Annotated in this window: 18 protein-coding genes; 4 read left to right on the plus strand and 14 right to left on the minus strand. The window is 72.2% G+C overall.

Features of this window, described 5'->3' with window-relative positions:
* The first annotated feature begins 149 nt into the window (after positions 1–149).
* The gene (locus tag ACQPY0_RS30665) at positions 150–494 is read left to right on the plus strand and encodes an RNA polymerase-binding protein RbpA (RefSeq protein ID WP_432968009.1); all 345 of its coding nucleotides are present in this window, start codon (positions 150–152) and stop codon (positions 492–494) included.
* A 245-nt stretch (positions 495–739) separates the two neighbouring features.
* Positions 740–1,744, plus strand: coding sequence for a pentapeptide repeat-containing protein (locus ACQPY0_RS30670; protein WP_432968012.1), 1,005 nt, complete (start codon positions 740–742; stop codon positions 1,742–1,744).
* Between the two features lie 153 nt (positions 1,745–1,897).
* On the opposite strand, the gene ACQPY0_RS30675 is transcribed toward ACQPY0_RS30670, so the two are convergent.
* A complete protein-coding gene (locus tag ACQPY0_RS30675) occupies positions 1,898–2,233 on the minus strand; it encodes an STAS domain-containing protein (protein WP_432968015.1) in 336 nt (111 codons plus the stop codon).
* Between the two features lie 86 nt (positions 2,234–2,319).
* On the opposite strand from ACQPY0_RS30675, the gene ACQPY0_RS30680 reads away from it, so the two are divergent.
* Entirely contained in the window at positions 2,320–3,918 is a 1,599-nt protein-coding gene (locus ACQPY0_RS30680) for an MFS transporter (RefSeq protein WP_432968018.1), read from the plus strand.
* Positions 3,919–4,554: 636 nt separating this feature from the next.
* Here the strand turns inward: ACQPY0_RS30680 and ACQPY0_RS30685 are convergent.
* The 13 genes from ACQPY0_RS30685 to ACQPY0_RS30745 form a co-directional block, all read right to left on the minus strand.
* Positions 4,555–4,914 (minus strand): hypothetical protein, encoded by a 360-nt coding sequence (locus ACQPY0_RS30685; protein ID WP_432968021.1) that lies wholly within the window; start codon positions 4,912–4,914, stop codon positions 4,555–4,557.
* A 598-nt stretch (positions 4,915–5,512) separates the two neighbouring features.
* The gene (locus ACQPY0_RS30690) at positions 5,513–5,980 is read right to left on the minus strand and encodes a GNAT family N-acetyltransferase (protein WP_432968024.1); all 468 of its coding nucleotides are present in this window, start codon (positions 5,978–5,980) and stop codon (positions 5,513–5,515) included.
* 47 nt (positions 5,981–6,027) lie between these two features.
* Positions 6,028–6,594, minus strand: coding sequence for a hypothetical protein (locus ACQPY0_RS30695; RefSeq protein WP_432968027.1), 567 nt, complete (start codon positions 6,592–6,594; stop codon positions 6,028–6,030).
* Between the two features lie 64 nt (positions 6,595–6,658).
* Positions 6,659–7,288, minus strand: coding sequence for a uridine kinase (locus tag ACQPY0_RS30700; protein ID WP_432968030.1), 630 nt, complete (start codon positions 7,286–7,288; stop codon positions 6,659–6,661).
* Positions 7,285–7,806, minus strand: a complete 522-nt coding sequence (locus ACQPY0_RS30705; RefSeq protein WP_432968033.1) for an FxsA family protein — start codon at positions 7,804–7,806, stop codon at positions 7,285–7,287. The genes ACQPY0_RS30700 and ACQPY0_RS30705 overlap by 4 nt, the downstream gene beginning before the upstream one ends.
* A 16-nt stretch (positions 7,807–7,822) precedes the next feature.
* A complete protein-coding gene (locus ACQPY0_RS30710) occupies positions 7,823–8,626 on the minus strand; it encodes a polyprenol monophosphomannose synthase (RefSeq protein WP_432968036.1) in 804 nt (267 codons plus the stop codon).
* Positions 8,623–10,254, minus strand: a complete 1,632-nt coding sequence (gene lnt / locus ACQPY0_RS30715) for an apolipoprotein N-acyltransferase (protein ID WP_432995442.1) — start codon at positions 10,252–10,254, stop codon at positions 8,623–8,625. Before lnt ends, ACQPY0_RS30710 begins: the two co-directional genes overlap by 4 nt.
* A 1,142-nt stretch (positions 10,255–11,396) precedes the next feature.
* Entirely contained in the window at positions 11,397–12,608 is a 1,212-nt protein-coding gene (locus ACQPY0_RS30720; protein ID WP_432968039.1) for a glutamate mutase L, read from the minus strand.
* Positions 12,605–12,982 carry a hotdog domain-containing protein gene (locus ACQPY0_RS30725; RefSeq protein ID WP_432968042.1) on the minus strand — a complete coding sequence of 126 codons (378 nt, stop codon included), beginning with the start codon at positions 12,980–12,982 and terminating at the stop codon, positions 12,605–12,607. The genes ACQPY0_RS30720 and ACQPY0_RS30725 overlap by 4 nt, the downstream gene beginning before the upstream one ends.
* Positions 12,979–13,680 carry an OAM dimerization domain-containing protein gene (locus ACQPY0_RS30730; RefSeq protein WP_432995444.1) on the minus strand — a complete coding sequence of 234 codons (702 nt, stop codon included), beginning with the start codon at positions 13,678–13,680 and terminating at the stop codon, positions 12,979–12,981. The genes ACQPY0_RS30725 and ACQPY0_RS30730 overlap by 4 nt, the downstream gene beginning before the upstream one ends.
* Before the next feature lie 47 nt (positions 13,681–13,727).
* Complete coding sequence (locus ACQPY0_RS30735; RefSeq protein WP_432968045.1) at positions 13,728–15,284, minus strand: lysine 5,6-aminomutase subunit alpha TIM-barrel domain-containing protein; 1,557 nt, start codon at positions 15,282–15,284, stop codon at positions 13,728–13,730.
* Positions 15,285–15,301: 17 nt separating this feature from the next.
* Complete coding sequence (locus ACQPY0_RS30740; protein ID WP_432968048.1) at positions 15,302–16,807, minus strand: amidohydrolase; 1,506 nt, start codon at positions 16,805–16,807, stop codon at positions 15,302–15,304.
* Complete coding sequence (locus tag ACQPY0_RS30745) at positions 16,804–17,841, minus strand: zinc-binding alcohol dehydrogenase (protein ID WP_432968051.1); 1,038 nt, start codon at positions 17,839–17,841, stop codon at positions 16,804–16,806. Before ACQPY0_RS30745 ends, ACQPY0_RS30740 begins: the two co-directional genes overlap by 4 nt.
* 751 nt (positions 17,842–18,592) lie before the next feature.
* On the opposite strand from ACQPY0_RS30745, the gene ACQPY0_RS30750 reads away from it, so the two are divergent.
* Positions 18,593–19,516: a phosphotransferase gene (locus ACQPY0_RS30750; protein ID WP_432968054.1), complete on the plus strand. Its 924-nt coding sequence runs from the start codon at positions 18,593–18,595 to the stop codon at positions 19,514–19,516.
* Positions 19,517–19,640: the final 124 nt, after the last annotated feature.

The following is a 19,640-nucleotide window of genomic DNA, read 5'->3' on the forward strand; positions in this document are numbered from 1 at the left end:
AACGTAAAATCAGGGTACCGACCCGGCGACTACCCTACCGCCGTCCCGGGTAGGTCGTGTAATCTGCCCGCCCGCAGTGGGAATCGTCAGACCACGTGGCGTCGTTGGTTACAGCGAAGCGCAACACGATTCGAAGGGGAAGACCGACCATGGGCGAGCGCATGCTGCGCGGCAGCCGTCTCGGAGCCGTCAGCTACGAGTCCGACCGCAACACCGAGCTGGCTCCGCGTCAGACCCGCGAATACCTGTGCGCCAAGGGGCACCAGTTCGAGGTTCCGTTCGCTGTCGACGCTGAGGTCCCGATGACCTGGGAGTGCAAGTTCGACGGCAGCGTGGCGCGGCTGGTCGACGGCAGCGAGCCCGAGCAGAAGAAGGCGAAGCCGCCGCGCACCCACTGGGACATGCTGCTCGAGCGGCGCACCATCGCCGAGCTCGAGGACATCCTCAACGAGCGGCTCGCAGAGGTTCGCCTGCGCCGCGGTCGCTCCGCGTAACAGCTCGACCGGAATCCGAGAAGCCCCGGCCATCCGCCGGGGCTTCTCGGCGTGTCGCGCTCGGGCGGGGCGGCGGGGTGGTCCAACGCGCACCCGTCCCGCGTCCCGCCCAGGCGCCTCGCAGGCCGGATCCGCGCAGCTTCGGCGAAGCACGGACCGTGACGGCCTTGAAGCCGAAGCCGGGACGGGAATTGCGTTGCAGCGCACCGCGCGCGAGGTAGCGTCGGCGCGGACAGGAAGGCGCCATGAACCCAGAGCTACGTGCTGACTGCTCACAGTGTTTCGGGCTGTGCTGTGCCGCCCCGGCGTTCTCCCGCTCGTCCGACTTCGCGATCGACAAACCGGCCGGTCACCCCTGCCCGAACCTCGGCGAGACGTTCCGCTGCGGCATCCACACCCAGCTGCGGCAGCGCGGCTTCGCCGGCTGCACCGTCTACGACTGTTTCGGCGCCGGCCAGCACGTCGCCCAAGTCGTCTACGAGGGCCGCGACTGGCGTCGCGATCCAGCGTCCGCGCCGCGGATGTTCGAGGTCTTCGCTGCGGTCCGCGTCCTGCACGAACTCATCTGGTACCTCACTGAAGCCCGCTCCCTCCCCCAGTCCACGCCCCTGCGCGAGGCCCTCGACGACGCGCTGTCGGCGACGCAGGCTCTGCGTGACGCGCCCGACGACCTGACGCCCGCGGACGCGGAACGTCACCGCGACCGGGTCGCCCCGCTCCTGCGCGAGGCCAGCGCGCTCGCCCGCACACCGGCGCCCGACGAGGACTCGCCGTCACAGCGGACACCCGGCCAGAGCCGCGCCGGAAGGCGGAACGGCGCACCAGGCCAGGACCGCGACAGAACACGGCACGGCCGACCGGACCAGGGCCGTGACAGAACACGGCGTGGCGAACCCGACCAGGACCGTGACAGCACCCACGGTGGCCGACCGGGCACGCCACGAAGCCGCGGTGGTGGCGTACCGATCGCGATGAGCAGGAACCTCATCGGCGCGAAGCTTCGCAGCCGGGATCTGCGCGACACCGACCTGCGCGGCGCGCTGCTGATCGGCGCGGACCTGCGCGGTGCCGACCTGCGCAATGCCGACGTGATCGGCGCGGACCTGCGGGGCGCGGACCTGACCGGGGCCGATCTGAGCACCACCCTGTTCCTGATCCAGTCGCAGCTCGACGCCGCGTCCGGCGACACGTCGACGAAGCTGCCCGCGCGCCTCAGCCACCCGGCGCACTGGCTCCGTCGCGACCGGTGAACGCGGGGCGCCTGGGCGGCTGCGACGTGGCGGCGTGGTGTCGACGGCCGAGGCGCCGGGACGGCCACCTCCGGGTGGGCCCTCGGCCGCGGCCGGATCGGCCCGGCGCATGAGCCCGCAGCCGTGGCCGCGGCCCGCGCAGCGGTGGCGCGCTCAGGCGGCCGGGGTGTCGACGCGCAGGGCGTCGGTGACGGTGGTATGCACGGGGATCGGGCCGGCCAGTCCGACCGTGCGTAACAGGCCGGCCAGGAACGGTGTCGGCGCGGCGAGGCGGAGGAAGCCGCCGGAGGCGACACAGTGATTGCGGCCGTACGCGAAGGTGCCCAGGCCGATCGAGTCGCAGAACTCGACGCCGGCGAGGTCGACCACGATGCGTGTGCGTCCGGCGTCGAGCAGCGCGTGCACCGTGTCGCGCAGCTCGGGTGCGGTGGTGAGGTCGATGGCACCGCGGATCGAGACGAGGGCGATGCCGTCGTTACGGTTTGTCACTGCAACATACATGGACAAATCCTGCCCGTCATCGCGGCGTTTCGCAGCGTGTCGGCCACCCGATCGGGCCGATCGGGTGATCTTTGGTGAGCGCGGCCCGGCTACTGATCGCGGCGACCCTGGCGCGGACTGCGGATTCGGGTGCCGCGGTGGTGATCGTGCTGGCCTCCGTGCGCCAGTTCGGCGGGCCGGCGCAGGGGTCGCTGGTCCTGGCGATGCTCCTGGTCCCGCATGTGGTCGCCGGTCCGTTCGTCGGCGTGGTCACCGACCGCGCCCGCCGGCCGGGGCTGGCGCACGCGGTGTTCGTCGGCGTCTTCGGCGCGGCGCTCGGGGGCGTCCTGTCGCTGCTTGGTCGCGTACCGCAGCCGGTCGTGCTGGCGCTGGCGCTCGTGGCGGGCTGCTGCGGGTCGATGGTGTTCGGTGGCCTGTCGAGCCGCCTCGACGACGTCGTCGCCGCGGAGGATCTTCGCCGGTTCCGGGGGCTGGACGCCGCCACGTACAACGTCGCGGACATCTTCGGCCCAGCCGCTGGGGCGGCGCTGGTGGTGGCGGCTGGTGCGCCGCTCGCCGCGGCGGTGCTCGCGGTTTCGTGCCTGTCCGCGGCGGTGCTGTTGCTGACCGTGCACGCAAGGCCCGCACCGGGGCTGATGAACCGCGATGCACGGACCGTACCGGCGCCGGCGACGGCGGTGACCACGGTCGCGGCGGCGGCCGGGCCGGCGACCGGTGACGAGCCCGCCGACAAGCCGTACAGCGGGGTCGCGAGCCATCGAGGACGAGACGGTCACGAGCAGCACGGCGGCGACCGGGACGGCCAGGAGCCGGGCCGCTGGGAACACGACGGCTGGCAACTGGGCGACAGGGAACCTGAAGGCCGAGAGCACGACAGCCGGGAACGAGACGACAGTGCACACAACGGCCGGGAACAGGACGGCTGGGAACGAGAGGGCCGGCGACGCGACGGCTGGGGAGAAGGCGGCCGCGGACGGGCTGGCTGGGAACAGGACAAGGAACGCAATGGCAGGGAACGGGACGGTGGGCGTCGGGTAGGCAAGGGAACGGCCGCGGTCGGAGGTGTCGCCGGGCGGGGAAGGTTGGTCGACGATCTGCGGGGCGGGTTCCGGGCGATTGTCGTGTCGCGGCCGCTGCGGGCGGTGACCGCGGCCACCTGTGTGGCGATGTTCGGGCAGGGGATGATGCCGTCGATCGCCGTGCTGCTCGGTGCGGCGCACGGGCGGCCGGCCGGGGGTGGGCTGCTGGTGACGGCGATCGGGGTGGGGGCGCTCGCCGGGTCGCTGCTCATGGCGCGGTGGCCGGTGCGGGTGGCGCCGCAGCGGCTGGCGCTGGTGTGTCTGGTCGTGATCGGGGCGGTGCTGGGGGTGGTGGCGTTCGTCGGTAGCTGGGTGGTGGTCGTGGCGTTGTTCGCGGTGGCGGGGTTGTTCGACGGGCCGTTGCTGACGTCGGTGCTGCAGGTGCGCTCGAATGAGGCGCCGCCGCGGGTGCGGACCCAGGTGTTCACGCTTGGGGCCGGGTTCAAGCTGACGGCCGCCGCGGTGGGGGCGGCCGTGTTCGCGGTGGTGGCGGCGTGGCCGGTGGAGGTGCTGATGGCGGGGCTGGGTGGGTCGCAGCTGGTGGCTGCCGCGGTGGGTGTGCTGCTGCTGGCGGGGCGTCGCCGGGTCGTTTGACCCGAAGCGCTCGATCTCGCCGGCGAGCCTCGTCTTGCCCAGGCCCGCCTCGGGCCCGCCGCGTGCCGGCGCGCGGCGGGCGGTGTAGGCCCGCGCGGTGACATGTCTGGGGTAAGCGATGTGTGACCGTACGCTGCACAGTCCGAGCAGCACGGCCTCCTTGGCGGTAGGCACCAGGTTCGTCATGTCCGCGGTGAGCGACGCGTGACCATACGCTGCGCAGTCCGAGCGGCACGGCTTCCTGGCGATGAGCGGCAGGTTCGTTGTCTCTGTCGGGGTGGCCTGTCCGCGGTGAGCGAATCGCGGCTGCCGGTGGATGAGATCTGGGTGCGGCCTGCTGCGGCCTGCGGCGGCCAGGGACAGGTCGGCGACGGCCTGCAGCGCCCGGCCTCAGGCAGCGGTGTTCGACATGCAGCTCCGCTCGTTGACGTCTGTTCAGCGGCGTGACGGCCTGCGCGGTGGGCGGTGCGTCGATCCTCCTTCCCTGCCGTCGCGGTCGGCGTCCGGTGGAGGGCGGCCTCGACGCCGGCGCAGACCGCGACCGGCCGCGCGGGAGACAGGCCGTAGCGGGCGCCGGAAATGCCGTACGGGCGGCCTCTCTGGGTGGGAGGCCGCCCGTACGGTGCAGAGCTTGTCCTAGCGGTGGCCGCGCCGACCGTAGTCGTGCGCGATCAGCAGCCAGCCGTGCTTGCGGTTCATCGACGGCACACACTTGCCGTCGTCGAAGCGGCCCTGGCGCTCGCCGATCCACGCGAAGAACTCGCAGGTCTTCTTGCTCTGGTACCAGCCGGCGACCCAGGTGCGGTCACGGCGGTTGTTGCCGTGGTCGTTGCCATGGCCGTTACCGTTACCGTGGCCGTGCGGCTTGGGCTGCGCGACCGTGGCCTGGCCGCCCTGCCCGGTGGCGGCGGACGCGGCCGTGGCGGTCATGCCGAGGACCGCGCCGGCGGTCAGGGTCATGGCGCCCAGGGCCAGGATTCGCTGTGCGTTTCGCATCTTGACTCCCCCTCATGTCGTGATGACGCGATTACACTATGTATCCGAAAGGGATAAATCTCGCAAAACGCTTCATCCTTTCAGGCAAAGGCTGAAGGCCGTGTGGCCATCCGGCAACGCCGACCGGCGAGGATCGCTATAGGCGAAATGTCCGAACCCGGCGGGCCCGTGGGCGACACAGGCCACGTCTGGCAAGGACCCGGCAACACCCAGCGGCACGATCGGACAAGCCGGCGCCGGGCGGGAGAACATCCGGGAGCACACGGCCGGGGCGCCGAGCAGCCAAGGGCCCGCTGGAAGGGCCGAGGCACAGGAAAGGCCTGACGTGAACGGCGCTGGAGGGCACGCCGAAGCACAGCAGGAGCACGAGAGCCCAGCCGCACCAGGTGGTCAACCTCGACGCCCCGGTGCCGGTGGCCGTCGGGTACACCAGGGAATGGCAGAGCCCGGACACAACAGCGCCACTCGGGCCGGGAGCCGCCGCATGCGAGGCCCGGGGCGGGACGGCCACAGCGCAGGAGCGAGAACGGAACACCAGGGCGCAGGCAGTACGCCAGGCCGACGCGCCGGACGACGGCCCGGCACGAGCGCGGAGCAGCTACGCGACCGGGCGGACCAGGACGGTACCGCCGCTGGTGAACGGGTGCCGGTCCGCCGGTACGAACCCGCAGCGCAGGTAGGCGTTCAGCGCGGCCGTGTTCCCGCAGGCCAGTTCCAGCTCGACGGTGTCGTGCCCGCAGGAGCGGGCCCACCCGACCACCGCCTCGGCCAGCAGTCCCGCGATGCCGCGGCCCCGCACGGCGGGCGCCACCCACATGCCGATCAGGTGTGTCGTGCCGGGCGCGGCCGCCGCCACCCACGCCCCGACGATCCCGACAGGTGCTGACGGACCGTCGAAGGCGGCGAAGAACGCCCCGCCGGGCGGCCACGAACGCCAATCGGCCTCGCTGCGTCTGGCTTCGCGGGCGTGGGTGCTGACGAAGGCGTGCGGGCTGTCACGCAGCGCGGCGAGCCGCAGGTCCCGTTTGAGCCGCCATTGGTCGCCGGTGAGGGCCCGTACCTCCACCGGAGAACCCTCCCAATTCGCCCTCCGCCGGGCAAGCGGGATCCGCCCTACCCGTTGCCCTGCAGTGACGGGTCGGCGTCCAGCTGCTGCACGACGGGCCCGACGAGCTCGGACAGGTCGCGGACGAGGACGGTGACGGCGCGGGCGGCGGCCGCGGCGACGTCCTGGGCGCCGGTGCCGGGCTCGGGTGCCTCGGGCAGGCCGTCCAGCGGCAGGGGCGCCTCGATGAGCAGGGTGGTGCGCAGGTGCGGGTTGCGGCTGAGGTCCCGGTCGGTGGGCGGCACGAACTGCCCGAACAGCTCCGGCCAGCCACGCCAGCCGCGGTCGCGCCACCAGGCGCGGGTGGCGGTGAGCCCGGCCGGCAGCGGCGAGACGAGCTCGACCCGGGCGGTGAGGCCGCCGTCGAACGGGTTGCGGCCGCAGGTCGCGGACAGCACGCGCCGGTGCCAGCGCACATATCCGGGGTCGAGGATCGGCGCGGTGGCGAGGGTCCAGGCGATGCAGGCGAACGTGACGGGGGCGATGTCGCCGAGGCTGTGGGTGAACGCGCTGGGTGCGGACAGGACCATCGCCTCGTAGCGGTCGTGGTCGCGGTCCAGCCAGAACGTCTTCACGACCCCACGCTAGCCGTCGCCGGCCTGTTTGCCCGCCTCGTCCGCGCAGAGCCGAACCCGCAGCTCAGAGGGTGGTCACGACCGCCGGGTGGCGGGGGTCGTCGGCGCGGACGGCGACGTCGGCCTGGTACTGCGGCATGACCTCGTCCCGGTATCGGCCGAACGCCGGCAGTGTCCACGCGAGGCCGGGCGGCAGCCGCCGGGCCAGCGCCGCGTCGGACTGCATGAGGTGTGCGGTGACGTCGAACTCGAGGCCGGCGCCGAGCAGGAACACCCCGGACACGACGATCACGGCGTGGGCGGGCAGCCGCACGTACGCGGCCCGGGTGGCCCGGTCCGCGACGGGGTCCCACAGCGACGGCAGGACCCGTCCGCTGCCGCCGGGCCCGGCCGGTCCGAGCACTTCCCGGGTGAGGGCCCGCAGGTCGAGCCAGTCCTCGTAGTACGCGTCCGGGTTGGTCTTGCCGCGTTCGAACCGCAGCGACGCGGCCCGCAGGAACCCGGCGGCGGGCACGTGCAGCACGGGTGTCCCGGCAGCCTCGACGGCCTCGACGACCGCTGCGGCGAGTTCGGCGGTGCCGGCGGTCGGGGCGCCGTCGACGCCGACGCGGGCGGGGTGGCCGGCGTCGAGGGCGAGGGCCCGGTCGGCGAGGGTGGTGGCGAGCGCGGCGACGGTGACGGGTGCGGCCTTCACCGGTTGTGCGGGTGCGGGTCGATGATCTCGCCCTCGACGATCTCGCCGGGGACGCCGGGCTGGTCGCCGGCGGCGGCCGGCGGGGCCGGGTTCGCGGTCCGTTCGGCGCGCACGATCCGCGGGCCGAACAGGTCACCGGCGGCGGCCGGGGAGATGCGCCGTTCGGCGACGCGACGGACCCGCCGGCCGGCGAACGCCCGCACCGGCGGGGCGAGCAGCAGCAGCCCGGCGACGTCGGTGAGGAACCCGGGGACGATCAGCAGCAGCGCGCCGATCAGCCCGGCGAGGCCGTCGGACACCTCGCCGCCGGCGGGCCGGCCCTCCGCGAGAGCGGCCCGGAACCGGCGCCAGGCCCGGACACCCTCACGTTTGACCAGCATGAACCCGACGGCCATGGTAGCCAGGCCGATCAGCACGGCCCAGCCCCAGCCGATCGCCCGGGCGACCAGCACGAACACGGTGATCTCGGCGATCACCAGCAGGAACGCGCCGATTGCCGCCCAGCCGAGCCCTCGCATGTGTCCCGTCCCCTCCTCAGCGCCCCTGGCTGCCCTTGGCCGGGCCGCTACCGGCCACACCCCGCTTGAGCGCGTTCCACCGGGCCGCGGTGCCCCAAACGGTCACCTTCCACAGTGCCTCACGAACGATGCTGGAGCTCATCTTCGACTGGCCGCGTTCGCGTTCGGTGAACGTGATGGGCACCTCGGCGACCCGGAACCCGTCCTTGTGGGAGCGCCAGGCGAGGTCGACCTGGAAGCAGTACCCGTGCGACGCGATCGAGTCGAGGTCGATCTTGCCCAGGACCGGCGTCCGGTACGCCCGGTACCCGCCGGTGGCGTCACGCAGCGGCATGCCGAGCGCGAGCCGCACGTACACGTTGCCGGTGCGGGAGATCGCCTGCCGGTGGAACGGCCAGTTGACGGTCTTGCCGCCCTTGATGTACCGCGACCCGAGCACCACGTCGTTGTCGGCGAGCGCGTCGAGCAGCCTCGGCAGCTCCTCCGGGGCGTGGGAGCCGTCGGCGTCCATCTCCACGACGGCGTCGTAACCCCGCTCGGTGCCCCAGTTGAACCCGGCGATGTACGCCGCGCCGAGGCCCTGCTTGCCGGCGCGGTGCATGACGTGCACGGCCGGGTCGGCGGCCGACAGCTCGTCGGCGATGGCACCGGTGCCGTCCGGGCTGTTGTCGTCGGCGATGAGGATGTCGACGCACGGGGTGGCCTTGCGGACCCGGTCGACGATGATCCGGATGTTGTCGGCCTCGTTGTACGTGGGGATGATGACGAGGACCCTGCCGACTCCGGGGTATTGGTTCACGCCTCGGTCGGTTGTGCTCACAGGTCCTCCTTGATGCCTGGGGCGGCGTTGTCGGTGTGTTCGGTGCTGCCGGCGCCGGATTCGACGTCCGACCGTATGTCACTGTCCGTGGTGCCCGCCGGGCGGCGTCGATACCACCACGCGGCGGCGATCCCGGCCAGCGCCAGGACCACGATCACGTATTCGGGGATCGCTCCCAGCCTTGTCGCAAGCGTACGTTGGGCGCCCAGACGCAGCTCGCCGAGGATGACCGCGGGGGTGTCGAACCGCGTTTCGCCGCTGGTGGCGCCGGTGTGGTCGGAGAATGCGCTGATGCCGACCGTGGAGGCCATGAGCGCGTCACGGCCGTGCTCGACGGCGCGCAGCCGGACCATCGCCAGCTGCTGGCGGGCCTCGGCCTCGTCGAAGGTGGCGTTGTTGGTCTGGACCGCCAGCAGCTGCCCGCCGCCGACGACGGTGTCGCGCACGAGCCCGTCGTAGGCGACCTCGAAGCAGATGACGTCACCGACGGTGGCGGGCCCGACCTGCAGCACCCCGGGCCGGGTGCCGGCGGTCATGTCGGTGACCCGGTCGACCTCCTTGGACACCAGCCGGGCGATGGAGCGCAGCGGCATCGTCTCGGCGAACGGCACCGGGTGGCGTTTGACGTACTTCGGCACGGCGTCGCCGAGGTCACGGCCGGGCCCGAAGACCAGCCCGGCGTTCTCGACCCCGGTCTGCGAGCTGTACAGCACCGCCCCGACCAGGATCGGCGCGCCGACCTCGTTCGCGGCCTTGTCGATGAGCAGCCCGGCGTCGGCGTTGCGCAGCGGGTCGATGTCGCTGGCGTTCTCCGGCCACACCACGAGGTCGGGCCGGCGGGCGAGCCCGGCCCGCACCTGCCGCCCGAGCGCGATCGTGGCGTTGACGTGGTTGTCGAGCACGGCACGCCGCTGCGCGTTGAAGTCCAGCCCGAGCCGTGGCACGTTGCCCTGCACGACGGCCACGTAGACGCTTCGGCCGCCGGGAGCCTTCAACGGTACCGCTTGAGCGGCCCCGGCCACGGCGCACCCGGCCACGACCGCGGCCAGGGGAGCGACGGCGCGGCGGATGTCGGGGCCGGCCCCGACGCCGCGCAGCACCGCGTAGCCCAGCAGCCCGCCGATGAGCGCGACGGCGAACGTGACCAGCGGCGCCCCACCGGCGGCGGCCAGACGCAGCAGCGGCGACGTGTCCTGGCTGAACGCGAGGCGCCCCCACGGGAACCCGCCGAACGGGGTCCGGTCCCGCAGCGCCTCCTGCGCCGTCCACAGCGCCCCGACGGCGACGGGCCACGCCCAGCCGCCGCGGTTCCAGCCGTGCCGGCGCTCCAGCAGCGGGCTGATCGCGGCGACGGCGGCGCCGACGAGCCCGAAGTACAGTGTCTCGAGCCCCGACAGCAGCAGCCACGGGACCATGCCGGTGTGCAGGTTCGTCCACGACAGCAGCGGGGTGAAGAACAGCGCCCCGGTGACGGCGCCGAGCCCGAGCCCGGCCCGCAGCCGCCGCCGGTGCACGGCGACGGCGAGCAGCGCGACGGCGGCGGGAGCGGCCCACCACACCCCGTAGGGCGGGAACGCCACGAGCATCGCCCCGCCGGCGACGGCGGCGGCCAGCAGCGCCGCCCACATCGGCAGGGGCGGGGCGGGGGCGTTGTCGCGGTCGGGCCCGCCGGGGGCTGCGGGCGCGGCGGCGGACTGCTCTTCGACCAACGTCACCTGCGCCATCCCGGGTTGTCGGACCGCGTCGTTTCGCGCTTGCGGCGCCCATTATGCGGGGTAAGTCGCCCGAACGTGGAATCGCGGGGTCGGGCGGCCGGGAATCGGCTGGAGCGTGCCTCGACGGCGCGCAGGCCTTCATGCGCCGGTCATCTTCCGCGTACGGTCCGCTCCGCCATGGATGCCGACAAAGGCGACATTTCCGATTCATCCCCGGCGGCCGCGTCACGTCTCGACCACGAAGCGGCATCCCCGGCGAACGGAGGGCGCAGCACGGTGCTCGAGTCCGGGCCACGGCTGGACGGAACGCGGGTTGCGTCGCAGTCGCCCGCCGCCGCCCGAGCCGGTTCACCCACGGGCTCGGACGAGCACCGGCCATGGAGCCCGCCGGGCACGCGAGCACCCACCAGCGCAGGCGGGCCGTCGCCTGAGCGCATGCAGCAGGGCCGGCGCGGGTCGGGCGCACGGCCGACCAGGGCCCGGCCGGACCTGTTCGCGGCGGTGCTCGCCGATCGAGGGCGCCGAGGCGTTCGTCGGCCTGGTGCCGATCGGGCCGGTGGCGGCGCGGCGGGACCGCGACGGGTGCCGGCCGCGGCGGAACGCGCGGCCGGGCCCGTAGCAGGCGGGCCAGAGGGCTGAAATGGGGGCGCGACCGAGGTCGCGCCCCACGCTCCCAGGCCCTTTGTCCGGCCGGTGCGGCAGTGACGTTCGTGCGCGGCCTTCGTTCCGGCGACGGCGCGGGCTGGCTGCCCGGGCGCGTGCCGTTGTCTACTGGCCGCGTGATCCCCCCTGCCCTGACACCGGTGGATGCCCGTTCGCAGCCCCCTCCGACCCCCGCCCGCTGATCCCGGGATCGTCCCATCGGTTGACGTGGACGTCCGGCCAGCCGGCGTTGGGGGGTAGCGAACCGCGGTCATCCTTCCCGAAGTAGGACGCAAAGACGGTACGCGCCCGCGCGGGGTGGATGTCAACCGCCCCCCGGGATGGATTTGGCGGTGGCGGCGTGTCGTGCGGGCGTGTCGGCCACGGTTCACCCGACCGATCACAGCATGCACCTACGCGACCACGGAACGCAGTGTCGCCGTGAGTGCGGCCGCAACCCCCGGATGGTCACCGGCGAGCAGACCGGCAGCGGCGAGCACATACGCGGTGTCGACAGCGACGACAGGCGAACGGGGCAACGCCCAGCCGCCGGCATAGTCGGCCAGCGTCGGCGCGACCGCCGCGGTGGCCGCAGCCGCCTCAGCATGCCGGAACACACCGCCGGACACCACGACCGACACGACGTGCCGCAGATCGCGTCCCGCTCTGGTGTGACGGCGCACGCCGACGGTGACCGCGGCGGCAGCCAGGCCGAGCCGGCCGGGGGCGACGGTGAGACGTTCCCGGCCGGCGGCGGCACGGATACCGCCGGTGTTCCACCGCACACCGAGGTCACCCTCGACGGTCCGCGCCTGCCACAGCACCCCGGCGACCGCACCCCCGGGTATGTCACGCGGCTGCAGCGCGCTGTACACGTCGGTGGTGGCCCCGCCGACATCGACGACGAGCAGATCCCCGCCGACCCCGGCGGCAAGAACCCCGACACCGCACAGGACCGCGTCAGGGGTCGCCGCGTCGACCATCGACGCGAACCGGGCCCCGCGGGAGAGCCGCTTCCCGCCGATCACGTGCCGGATGAACACGTCCCGGATCGCGGCCCGGGCCGGACCGGGGTCGATGACACCGATACGGGGCAGCACGTTCCCGGCCGCGGTGACCGGCACGCCACGGCCGGCAAGCACAGCGGCGACCTCCTCCTGCGCGTCGCGGTTGCCCGCGACCACAACAGGCACCCGCCACCGGGCAGCGGCCAGCCGCCGGGCATTGTGCACAATGGTGCCGATATCGCCGCCGTCCGTGCCACCGGCCAGCAGCAGCACATCGGGCCGGGCCGCCCGCAGCCCCCCGATCGCCGCCGTGGACAGCAGCCCCGTGGTGGTGTGCACAACCCGCGCCCCAGCCGACAACGCAACCCGGTGCGCGGCATCGGCCGACACGAGCGCCTCGAACCCGATCACGGCCAGCCGCAGCCCGCCACCGGCCGACGAGCAGCAGTAGACCCGCCCGACCGGCCCAGCCACGCGAAGCAACGCGTCGACCCCGTCCAGCACATCGCTGCCGGCGGTCGTCGGATGCGTCGCGGTACGGACAAGCTCACCGCTGCCCACGTCGACGACGGCGAGCTTCGTGTCGGTGGAGCCGACGTCGAGGCAGGCGACCCTCACGGCACGACAACAGTCCCGGTCGCCGACACCGCCAGCAGCGGCGGATCGACGACGTCCGCCGCCGACGGGCCCCGATCCGGTGCCGCCCGGCAGGTGACGTGACAGGTGAACTCGACCGTGCGGCTACGCCGGCCCTGCCCGACGACAACAGCCGTGACCTCCACGACATCACCCGCATACACGGGGGCGTGGAACGTAACCGTGCCGTACCCGGCGAACAAGCCCTCATCGCCGTCGGTACGGATACACAACTCCGTGGCGGCGTCACCGAACAGCCCAAGACTGTACGCGCCGTCGACGAGGTTCCCGCCGTAATGGGCGTGGGAATACGCCACATACCGGCGGTGCACGACCGTCGTCCCCACCAGACTCATGAACGCCTGCCTGTCGCGGTGATGATGGTGTGAGCGAGGTACGAAGCGACCTCACCCGGGGTGGTACCCCGGCCGAAGATCCGGTCGACGCCGAGATCACCGGCCATCGTCTCGTCGAACCGGGGCCCGCCCGCCACCAGCAGCGGCCGCCGCGCCGGCGGGAACGCCTCCCGGAACGCCGCCGACATGGCACGGACGTTGCGCAGATGCGCGTCCCGCTGCGTGACGACCTGACTGACGAGCACGGCATCGGCCCGCTCCGCCGCAGCGACCTCGACGAGGTCAGCGACCGGCACCTGCGCACCGAGATTGACCACCCGCAGCTCCCGGTAGTACTCCAGGCCCTTCTCCCCGGCGATACCCTTGACGTTGAGGATCGCGTCGATACCGACGGTGTGCGCGTCCGTGCCGATACAGGCACCGACCACAACGTACTTGCGCCGCAGCCGGCCCCGCACCGCAGCGTTGACATCCTTCGCACTCAACAACGGATACTCACGTTCGGCGACATCGACCTTCCCCGGCTCGACAAGGTGGTTGACCCGGCCGTAGACGACATAGAACGTGTGCCCGTCACCGATCGGCCGGGCGTGCACCACCATCGCCGGATCGACACCCATCTTCGCCGCCAGCTGCAGCGCCGCACCCTCCCCACGCCGCCCCGCCGGCAACGGCAACGTGAACGACATCTGGATCATCCCATCGCCGGACGTATCGCCGTACGGCCGCACAACCTCCGGCACGCTCACCGCCCGCCTCCCGTCAGCAACTGCTCAGCCGGGTTGAAGTAGCCGTCCTCACGCCGGGCGACCCCCTCGAGGCCCTTGCCACGCTCCGGCGGGCGGCGCATGATCCCGAACGTGCCCTCGGCGATCGCCTCGAGCAGCCCCTGCTCACCGATCCGCTCCAGCAGCTCGACCGCCTCACGCAGTACGACCGCCGCCCTGGCCTTGATGAACCCGCCCGGCGTGAAGTCCTCGTGCAGGTTCCCCGCCGCGCGCAGCACATAGCCCACGTTCTGCAGGGCGATGTCCCGGTCGGACAGCCACGGGGTGACGACCGCCTCCGTCATCATCCCCACCAACAGAATCCCCTGGCCGGTCAACACCCCGGCGAGGTTGAAGAACCCGTCGAGAAGATTGCCGCGGAACACATCCCCGGTCATGTGTTTCGTCGGCGGCATCCACTTCAGCGGCGCACCCGGGAACAACTCCCGCGCCAGCAACGCATGCGCGAGCTCCAGCCGGAACGACTCCGGCAGCTCGGGGTTGATCTCGAACGCGTGCCCGAGCCCCAACTGCCACGTCGCCAACCCCGCCTCCCTCGCGAAATACTCGTTGAGCAACTGCGACACCGTCACCGTGTGCGCCGCCTCGACAGCATCGGCAGTGGTGAGATAGTTGTCCTCACCGGTATTGATGATGATCCCGGCCCGGGCGTGAACCTGCCGCGAGAACCGCTGGTCGACGAACGTACGGATCGGGTTGATGTCCCGAAACAAAATCCCGTACATCGAGTCGTTGAGCATCATGTCCAGCCGCTCCAGCCCGGCCAGCACCGCGATCTCCGGCATGCACAGCCCCGACGCGTAATTCGTCAGCCGCACATACCGCCCCACCTCCTTCGACGTGACGTCCAAGGCCGCCCGCATCAACCGGAAATTCTCCTGCGTCGCATAGGTGCCGGCGAACCCCTCCCGAGTCGCACCCTCCGGCACATAATCCAGCAGCGACTGGCCGGTGGAACGAATCACGGCGATGACATCGGCACCGGCCCGGGCAGCGGCCTGCGCCTGCGGAATATCCTCATGGATGTCACCGGTGGCGACGATCAAATAGATCCACGGCCGGCGCACCGGATCCCCGTGCCGGGCCACGAGCCGCTCCCGCTCCCGCCTACGGCGGTCGATACGGGCCACACCGCGCGCCACAGCCGCCGCCGCCGACCGCCGGGCCCGCCCCGATTTCCCCGCATCCGGTACACCAAAACGCACACTGCCCGCAGCGGCCCTCTGCGCCAGCAACGTCAGATCCGCATGCCCGTCACGAATCAGCGCATCGAACACCGGCAGCAGCACCCCCCGCCCCAGCCCCACATCGGCAGCCACCGCGTCAACAAGCCGGTTCACCCACGGAATCCCGTCCGGATCAGCGCCGACAATCCCGGCCAGCCGCAGCGTCGCCCGCTCCACAGCAACCGTGGTGTGCGACTTCGCCAACTCCACAACCGGCCGGCCCGCAGCGGCCGCCAACCGCCGCGCCCTGCGCACCACGGCCGCGTCAAGGCCGAGTTTCCCGCTCACCGCCGCCTCCACAAAGCTCAGTCCCCGTCATGGATACCGGTACCGGCAAGGACCGTCCGCCGGGCCACCGGAGTGTCCCCACCACCCAGCACACCAGTGAGCGTGTCAGTCGTGTCCCAAACCGTGAACGTCGCCGCCCCACCCGGATTGAGCACACCCTCACCGTCGGCACCCACCGCCCGCCACCCGCCACGAGTGTGCGCGGCGAACGCGGCCTTCGCCCCGATCCGCTGCACCGGATTGTGGTGACCCATCGCCGCCCGGCACGACCCCCACGGATCCAACGGCGTCACCGGACTGTCGGAGCCGAACGCCAGCAGCACCCCGACCCCGGCCATCGACCCGATCGGGTTCGCCGCGATCGCCCGCGCCGCCCCGAGCCGCCGCGCATACATGCCATGCTCCCCACCCCACAGCCGGTCGAACGCCGGCTGGACCGACGCGGTGATACCGAACTCGACGAACTTCGCGATCGCCGCCTTGTCCAGCAACTCCGCGTGCTCGATGCGATGCCGCCCGGCCCGCAGCCGCTCCACCCCGACCCGCGCAGCCGCCAGCCCGAACCCCGCCAGGACCGTCGCCACAGCCCGGTCACCGATCGCATGGAACCCGCCCTGCACCCCCTGCTCGACACACCCGGCCAGATGCTCAGCGACCTCACCAGCGCTCAGATACCCGTGCCCGCACACACCGTCGTCGTCGGCGTAGTCCTGCAGCAGATGCGCGGTGCGGGCCCCGAGCGCCCCGTCGGCATACAGATCCCCGGCCGCCCCGACCGCCCCCAGCTCCCGCGCCTTCGCCGCCGCCCCGGCCTCCCCCCACAACCCGAACACCCGCGGAAACCCCGGCCCATGCCCCAGCGCCGCGACGAAGTCGTCCTCACCGGACGTGCCCGGCCCGCCACACTCGTGCACCGACGCGACACCCAGCGACGCGGCGTGCCGCAGCGCCGTGCGCTGCGCGGCACGCACCTGCCCCGCACCGATCGACGCGAACGCCGCCTCCCGCACCACATGATGGGCGTCACGGCGCAACCAGCCGCCACCGTCATACCCGGCCGCCGCCCGCACCCGATCGGTGATCAGCGCCGTGGACACCAGCGCGGCGTGCACACACGCCCGCGACAGATACACCGCCCGGCCCCCGCCGGCCCGATCGAGCTCCGCCGCACTCGGCGTGGCCTGATCGACCCACCCGGACTCGTCCCAGCCGTGCCCGATCACCACCGCGTCACCCGGCAACCCCGCCACGTACGCCGCGACCGCGTCCAGCACCTGCCCCGCCGAGGACGCCCCGGCCAGATCCAGACCGGTGAGGGTCAACCCGGTCGCGGTGATGTGCACGTGCGCGTCGACGAACGCGGGCGCGACCAGCGCCCCGCCCAGCTCGACGACCCGATCCGCGCCGACAGGGGCGTCGGCGTCCGGGCCCAGCCAGGCGATCCGGTCGCCGTCGGTAAGCAACGCAGTGGCAAAAGGGTCGGCCGGGGTATGCACGCGGCCACCACGGTAGAGGGTCTTCATGGCGCCCAGTCTGCCAACCCCGGCGCGAGCCGCCCGCTGAACAGCCGCCGCACACCGCTGTCGGATCGCAGCAGATCCAAGGCATAGGCGGCGTGGCCGGGCACGAAGCCGTTCCCGATGAGCATCGTCACATCGGCGGCCAGCCCCTCAGCGCCCAGCGCCGCCGCCGGGAACGACGTGGCCATCGAGAAGAACACGACGGTGCCACCAGCCGCGGTGGCCAGGATCGCGGCATGCTCACAGCCGGGCACATCGACACACACCACCGTCAGCGCGGCCGGCTCACCAACGGCGGCGGCGAGCCCCACCGCGTCCCGCGCGTCCGCGACCACCACCGCACCGGCCAGCCCGGTCCCCGCCAGCAGGTCCCGTTCCCGCCCGTCCCGCACAACACCGACGGTATCCGCCCCCGCCTGCCGCGCCGCGGCCAGCGCGAGACTGCCCGACTTCCCAGCCGCCCCCAGCACCAGCACCCGCGCCGGAGCCGGCACCCGCCGCAGCTCGCGGGCAACGAGCGCCGGCGCCCCGCACACGTCCAGCACCGCCAGAGCCAGCCGCGGGTCAAGGTCACCTGGCAGCACCGCAGCCACCGACCGGGCGAACAGGATCGCATGCCCGTCGCACGGCACCTGCTCACCGAGACCGTCCCACCGCCGCAGCCCGTCACTGACCGCCAGCGGCGTGAGGGTCAGCGACACCAGCGTCGCGACCCGGTCACCGGCGGCCAGCCCGAGCGGCGAGGCCGGCCCGGCCTCCTCGACGGTGCCGATGAGCATCCCGCCGGAGCCGGTGACCGGATTGTGCATCTTCCCCCGCGCCGCGATGATCCCCGCCACCGCCGCCCGGATCCGGTCCCCGTCGCCACCATGCTCACCGGCGAGCTGCCGGTACGAGGCGGCGTCGAGGTTGAGCCGCTCCACCCGCACCCGCACCTCGTCGTCAGCGATCACCGGCGACGCGTCGAGCACGTCCGCGGCCTGCGGCAACACCCCGGCCGGGGCGAGAACCCGATGCAACCCGATCGGCGAACCCATTCTTCCCGCACCACCCCACAAGCACCGAAGATTTTCCGGCACCCTAACTTGAATACAGGATATCTTTCAAGCACCCGAAGTCTCCAGGACATACTCCACCAGCCCGATCACCACCGCCATCACCACCTGCCCCCAGCAACGACACACTCGCACCCAGCCCGCAGGGGCCGGACAGAAACCCTGCCGTGGCCCGCGCCGATGCTGGCCAGGTACGGACCTGGAAGGCAGCGAACGCCTTCGGGGTAGCGCTGTCTCTCGTCGCGCTCGGCCAGTGCCCGGTAGCTGCCAGCCGGCTCGGGTTTTCTGCCCTCCACGCTCGCCGGTGGGGATAGTCAGGTCCGGGCGGACGCCCTCGAAAGATTCACCGTGGGCACGGCGGCGAAGCACGGTATGCAACACGTCCTCGGTGAGCACCGGGGGCCGGCCACCGTGGTTTCCCGTTCAGCCCCTCCAGGGTGGCTTCGCGGACGTTCTCGCGTCCGGTCTCGGCCAACGCGGCGAAGAACGCGAACAGCACCCGCCCGGTGCCGGACGGGTCGAAGATTCCAGCGAGCGGTCCGGCGAGCATTTCCAGGGCGATGCCGTACGCGGTGAAGGTCGCCGGCGAGCGCGGTCAGTTCGGCGGAGCCGCCTCATCTCGCAAACACCCAGGACCGCCCAGCAGCGCGGGGCGTGCGCCTTGCTCGGCGTGCCCACCGTGCAGCGAAAACCCCATGCATGTGTCTCCGCGTGCTTCCTAGAATCGGGTCTTGTGCTGTCCCGTCCCTCCTCCATCAGCGACGAGGCGATCGCGCATGAGGTCGCTACGCACTGGCTGCCCGAGATTGCCGACATCAGCTACCTGCCTTGGGGTTTCGGCGCGCACCATTGGCGTGCAACCGGCGAGGACACCACCACGCTGTTCGTGACCTTGGACCAGTTGGAGCCCCGGCACACCGCAACCTCCCTGGAGGCTTCCTACGCTGGGGCTGCCGCACTGGCCGCCTCCGGTCTGGACGTGGCGTGCGCGCCGTTGCCCGCCCGGTCCGGGCGATTCACCGTCGACGTCGGCGCCGGCGCACTCAGCGTGACGCCGTGGCTGCACGGCCGGAGCCCGACCGAGGCAGAGGCCCGCGAGCCCCGGCACGTCCGCGAGGTCGTTCTCGCGCTGGCCGCGCTGCATCGCGCTACCCCACCCGACGGCCTGCGGTCTTGGACTGCGCAGGTCGGCCCCGAATTCGCGGATGATTTGCGAGCTCGCACCGCCAAGCCCTGGACCAGCGGCCCATTGGCGGAGCAGGCACGGGTCGCCCTTGCCGCACACGACGATGCGATCAGGTCCTGGACGGACCGCTACCTGGAACTGGCGGAAATAGCACTCTCCCGCCGCGACTCATGGGTGCCGACACACGGCGAGCCGCACAACGACAATCAGGTCATGACCGCCCACGGGTTAAGGCTGGTTGACTGGGAGTCACTGGCACTCGCACCGCCCGAACGAGACTACGCCGACCTGCTCGCCGCGGCAGACCACTTGCTCCCCGACCCCGCAATGGTCGAACTGTTCGCGCTGGACTGGCGGCTTTCCGAGATCGCCGAATACGCGCGCTGGTTCGCCGCTCCGCACACCGGTTCCGACGACGACCACACCGCAATGGCCGGGTTGTACGAGGAATTGGCAGGAGGCGCGGAATAAGCCCGCGACTGGTCAGGCAACGGGGCCCCAGGGGAACAGGACGCGGGACGCGGGGTTCGAGCCAGCCGGGTGGTGGGGATCGCGTCGGGCGGGTTGAGGTGGAGTACCAGGTCGTCGTGATCGA

The sequence above is a fragment of the Dactylosporangium sp. CA-233914 genome, assembly GCF_050942935.1.
Taxonomy (GTDB): Bacteria; Actinomycetota; Actinomycetes; order Mycobacteriales; family Micromonosporaceae; genus Dactylosporangium.

Bases quoted from the DNA above. Each gene is read 5' to 3' on its own strand.
- ACQPY0_RS30745 (WP_432968051.1), bottom strand. From the start codon at position 17,841: ATGGGTTCGCCGATCGGGTTGCATCGGGTTCTCGCCCCGGCCGGGGTG.
- ACQPY0_RS30665 (WP_432968009.1), top strand. From the start codon at position 150: ATGGGCGAGCGCATGCTGCGCGGCAGCCGTCTCGGAGCCGTCAGCTAC.
- lnt (WP_432995442.1), bottom strand. From the start codon at position 10,254: ATGTGGGCGGCGCTGCTGGCCGCCGCCGTCGCCGGCGGGGCGATGCTC.
- ACQPY0_RS30705 (WP_432968033.1), bottom strand. From the start codon at position 7,806: ATGCGAGGGCTCGGCTGGGCGGCAATCGGCGCGTTCCTGCTGGTGATC.
- ACQPY0_RS30685 (WP_432968021.1), bottom strand. From the start codon at position 4,914: ATGCGAAACGCACAGCGAATCCTGGCCCTGGGCGCCATGACCCTGACC.
- ACQPY0_RS30670 (WP_432968012.1), top strand. From the start codon at position 740: ATGAACCCAGAGCTACGTGCTGACTGCTCACAGTGTTTCGGGCTGTGC.
- ACQPY0_RS30725 (WP_432968042.1), bottom strand. From the start codon at position 12,982: ATGAGTCTGGTGGGGACGACGGTCGTGCACCGCCGGTATGTGGCGTAT.
- ACQPY0_RS30740 (WP_432968048.1), bottom strand. From the start codon at position 16,807: ATGAAGACCCTCTACCGTGGTGGCCGCGTGCATACCCCGGCCGACCCT.
- ACQPY0_RS30730 (WP_432995444.1), bottom strand. From the start codon at position 13,680: ATGATCCAGATGTCGTTCACGTTGCCGTTGCCGGCGGGGCGGCGTGGG.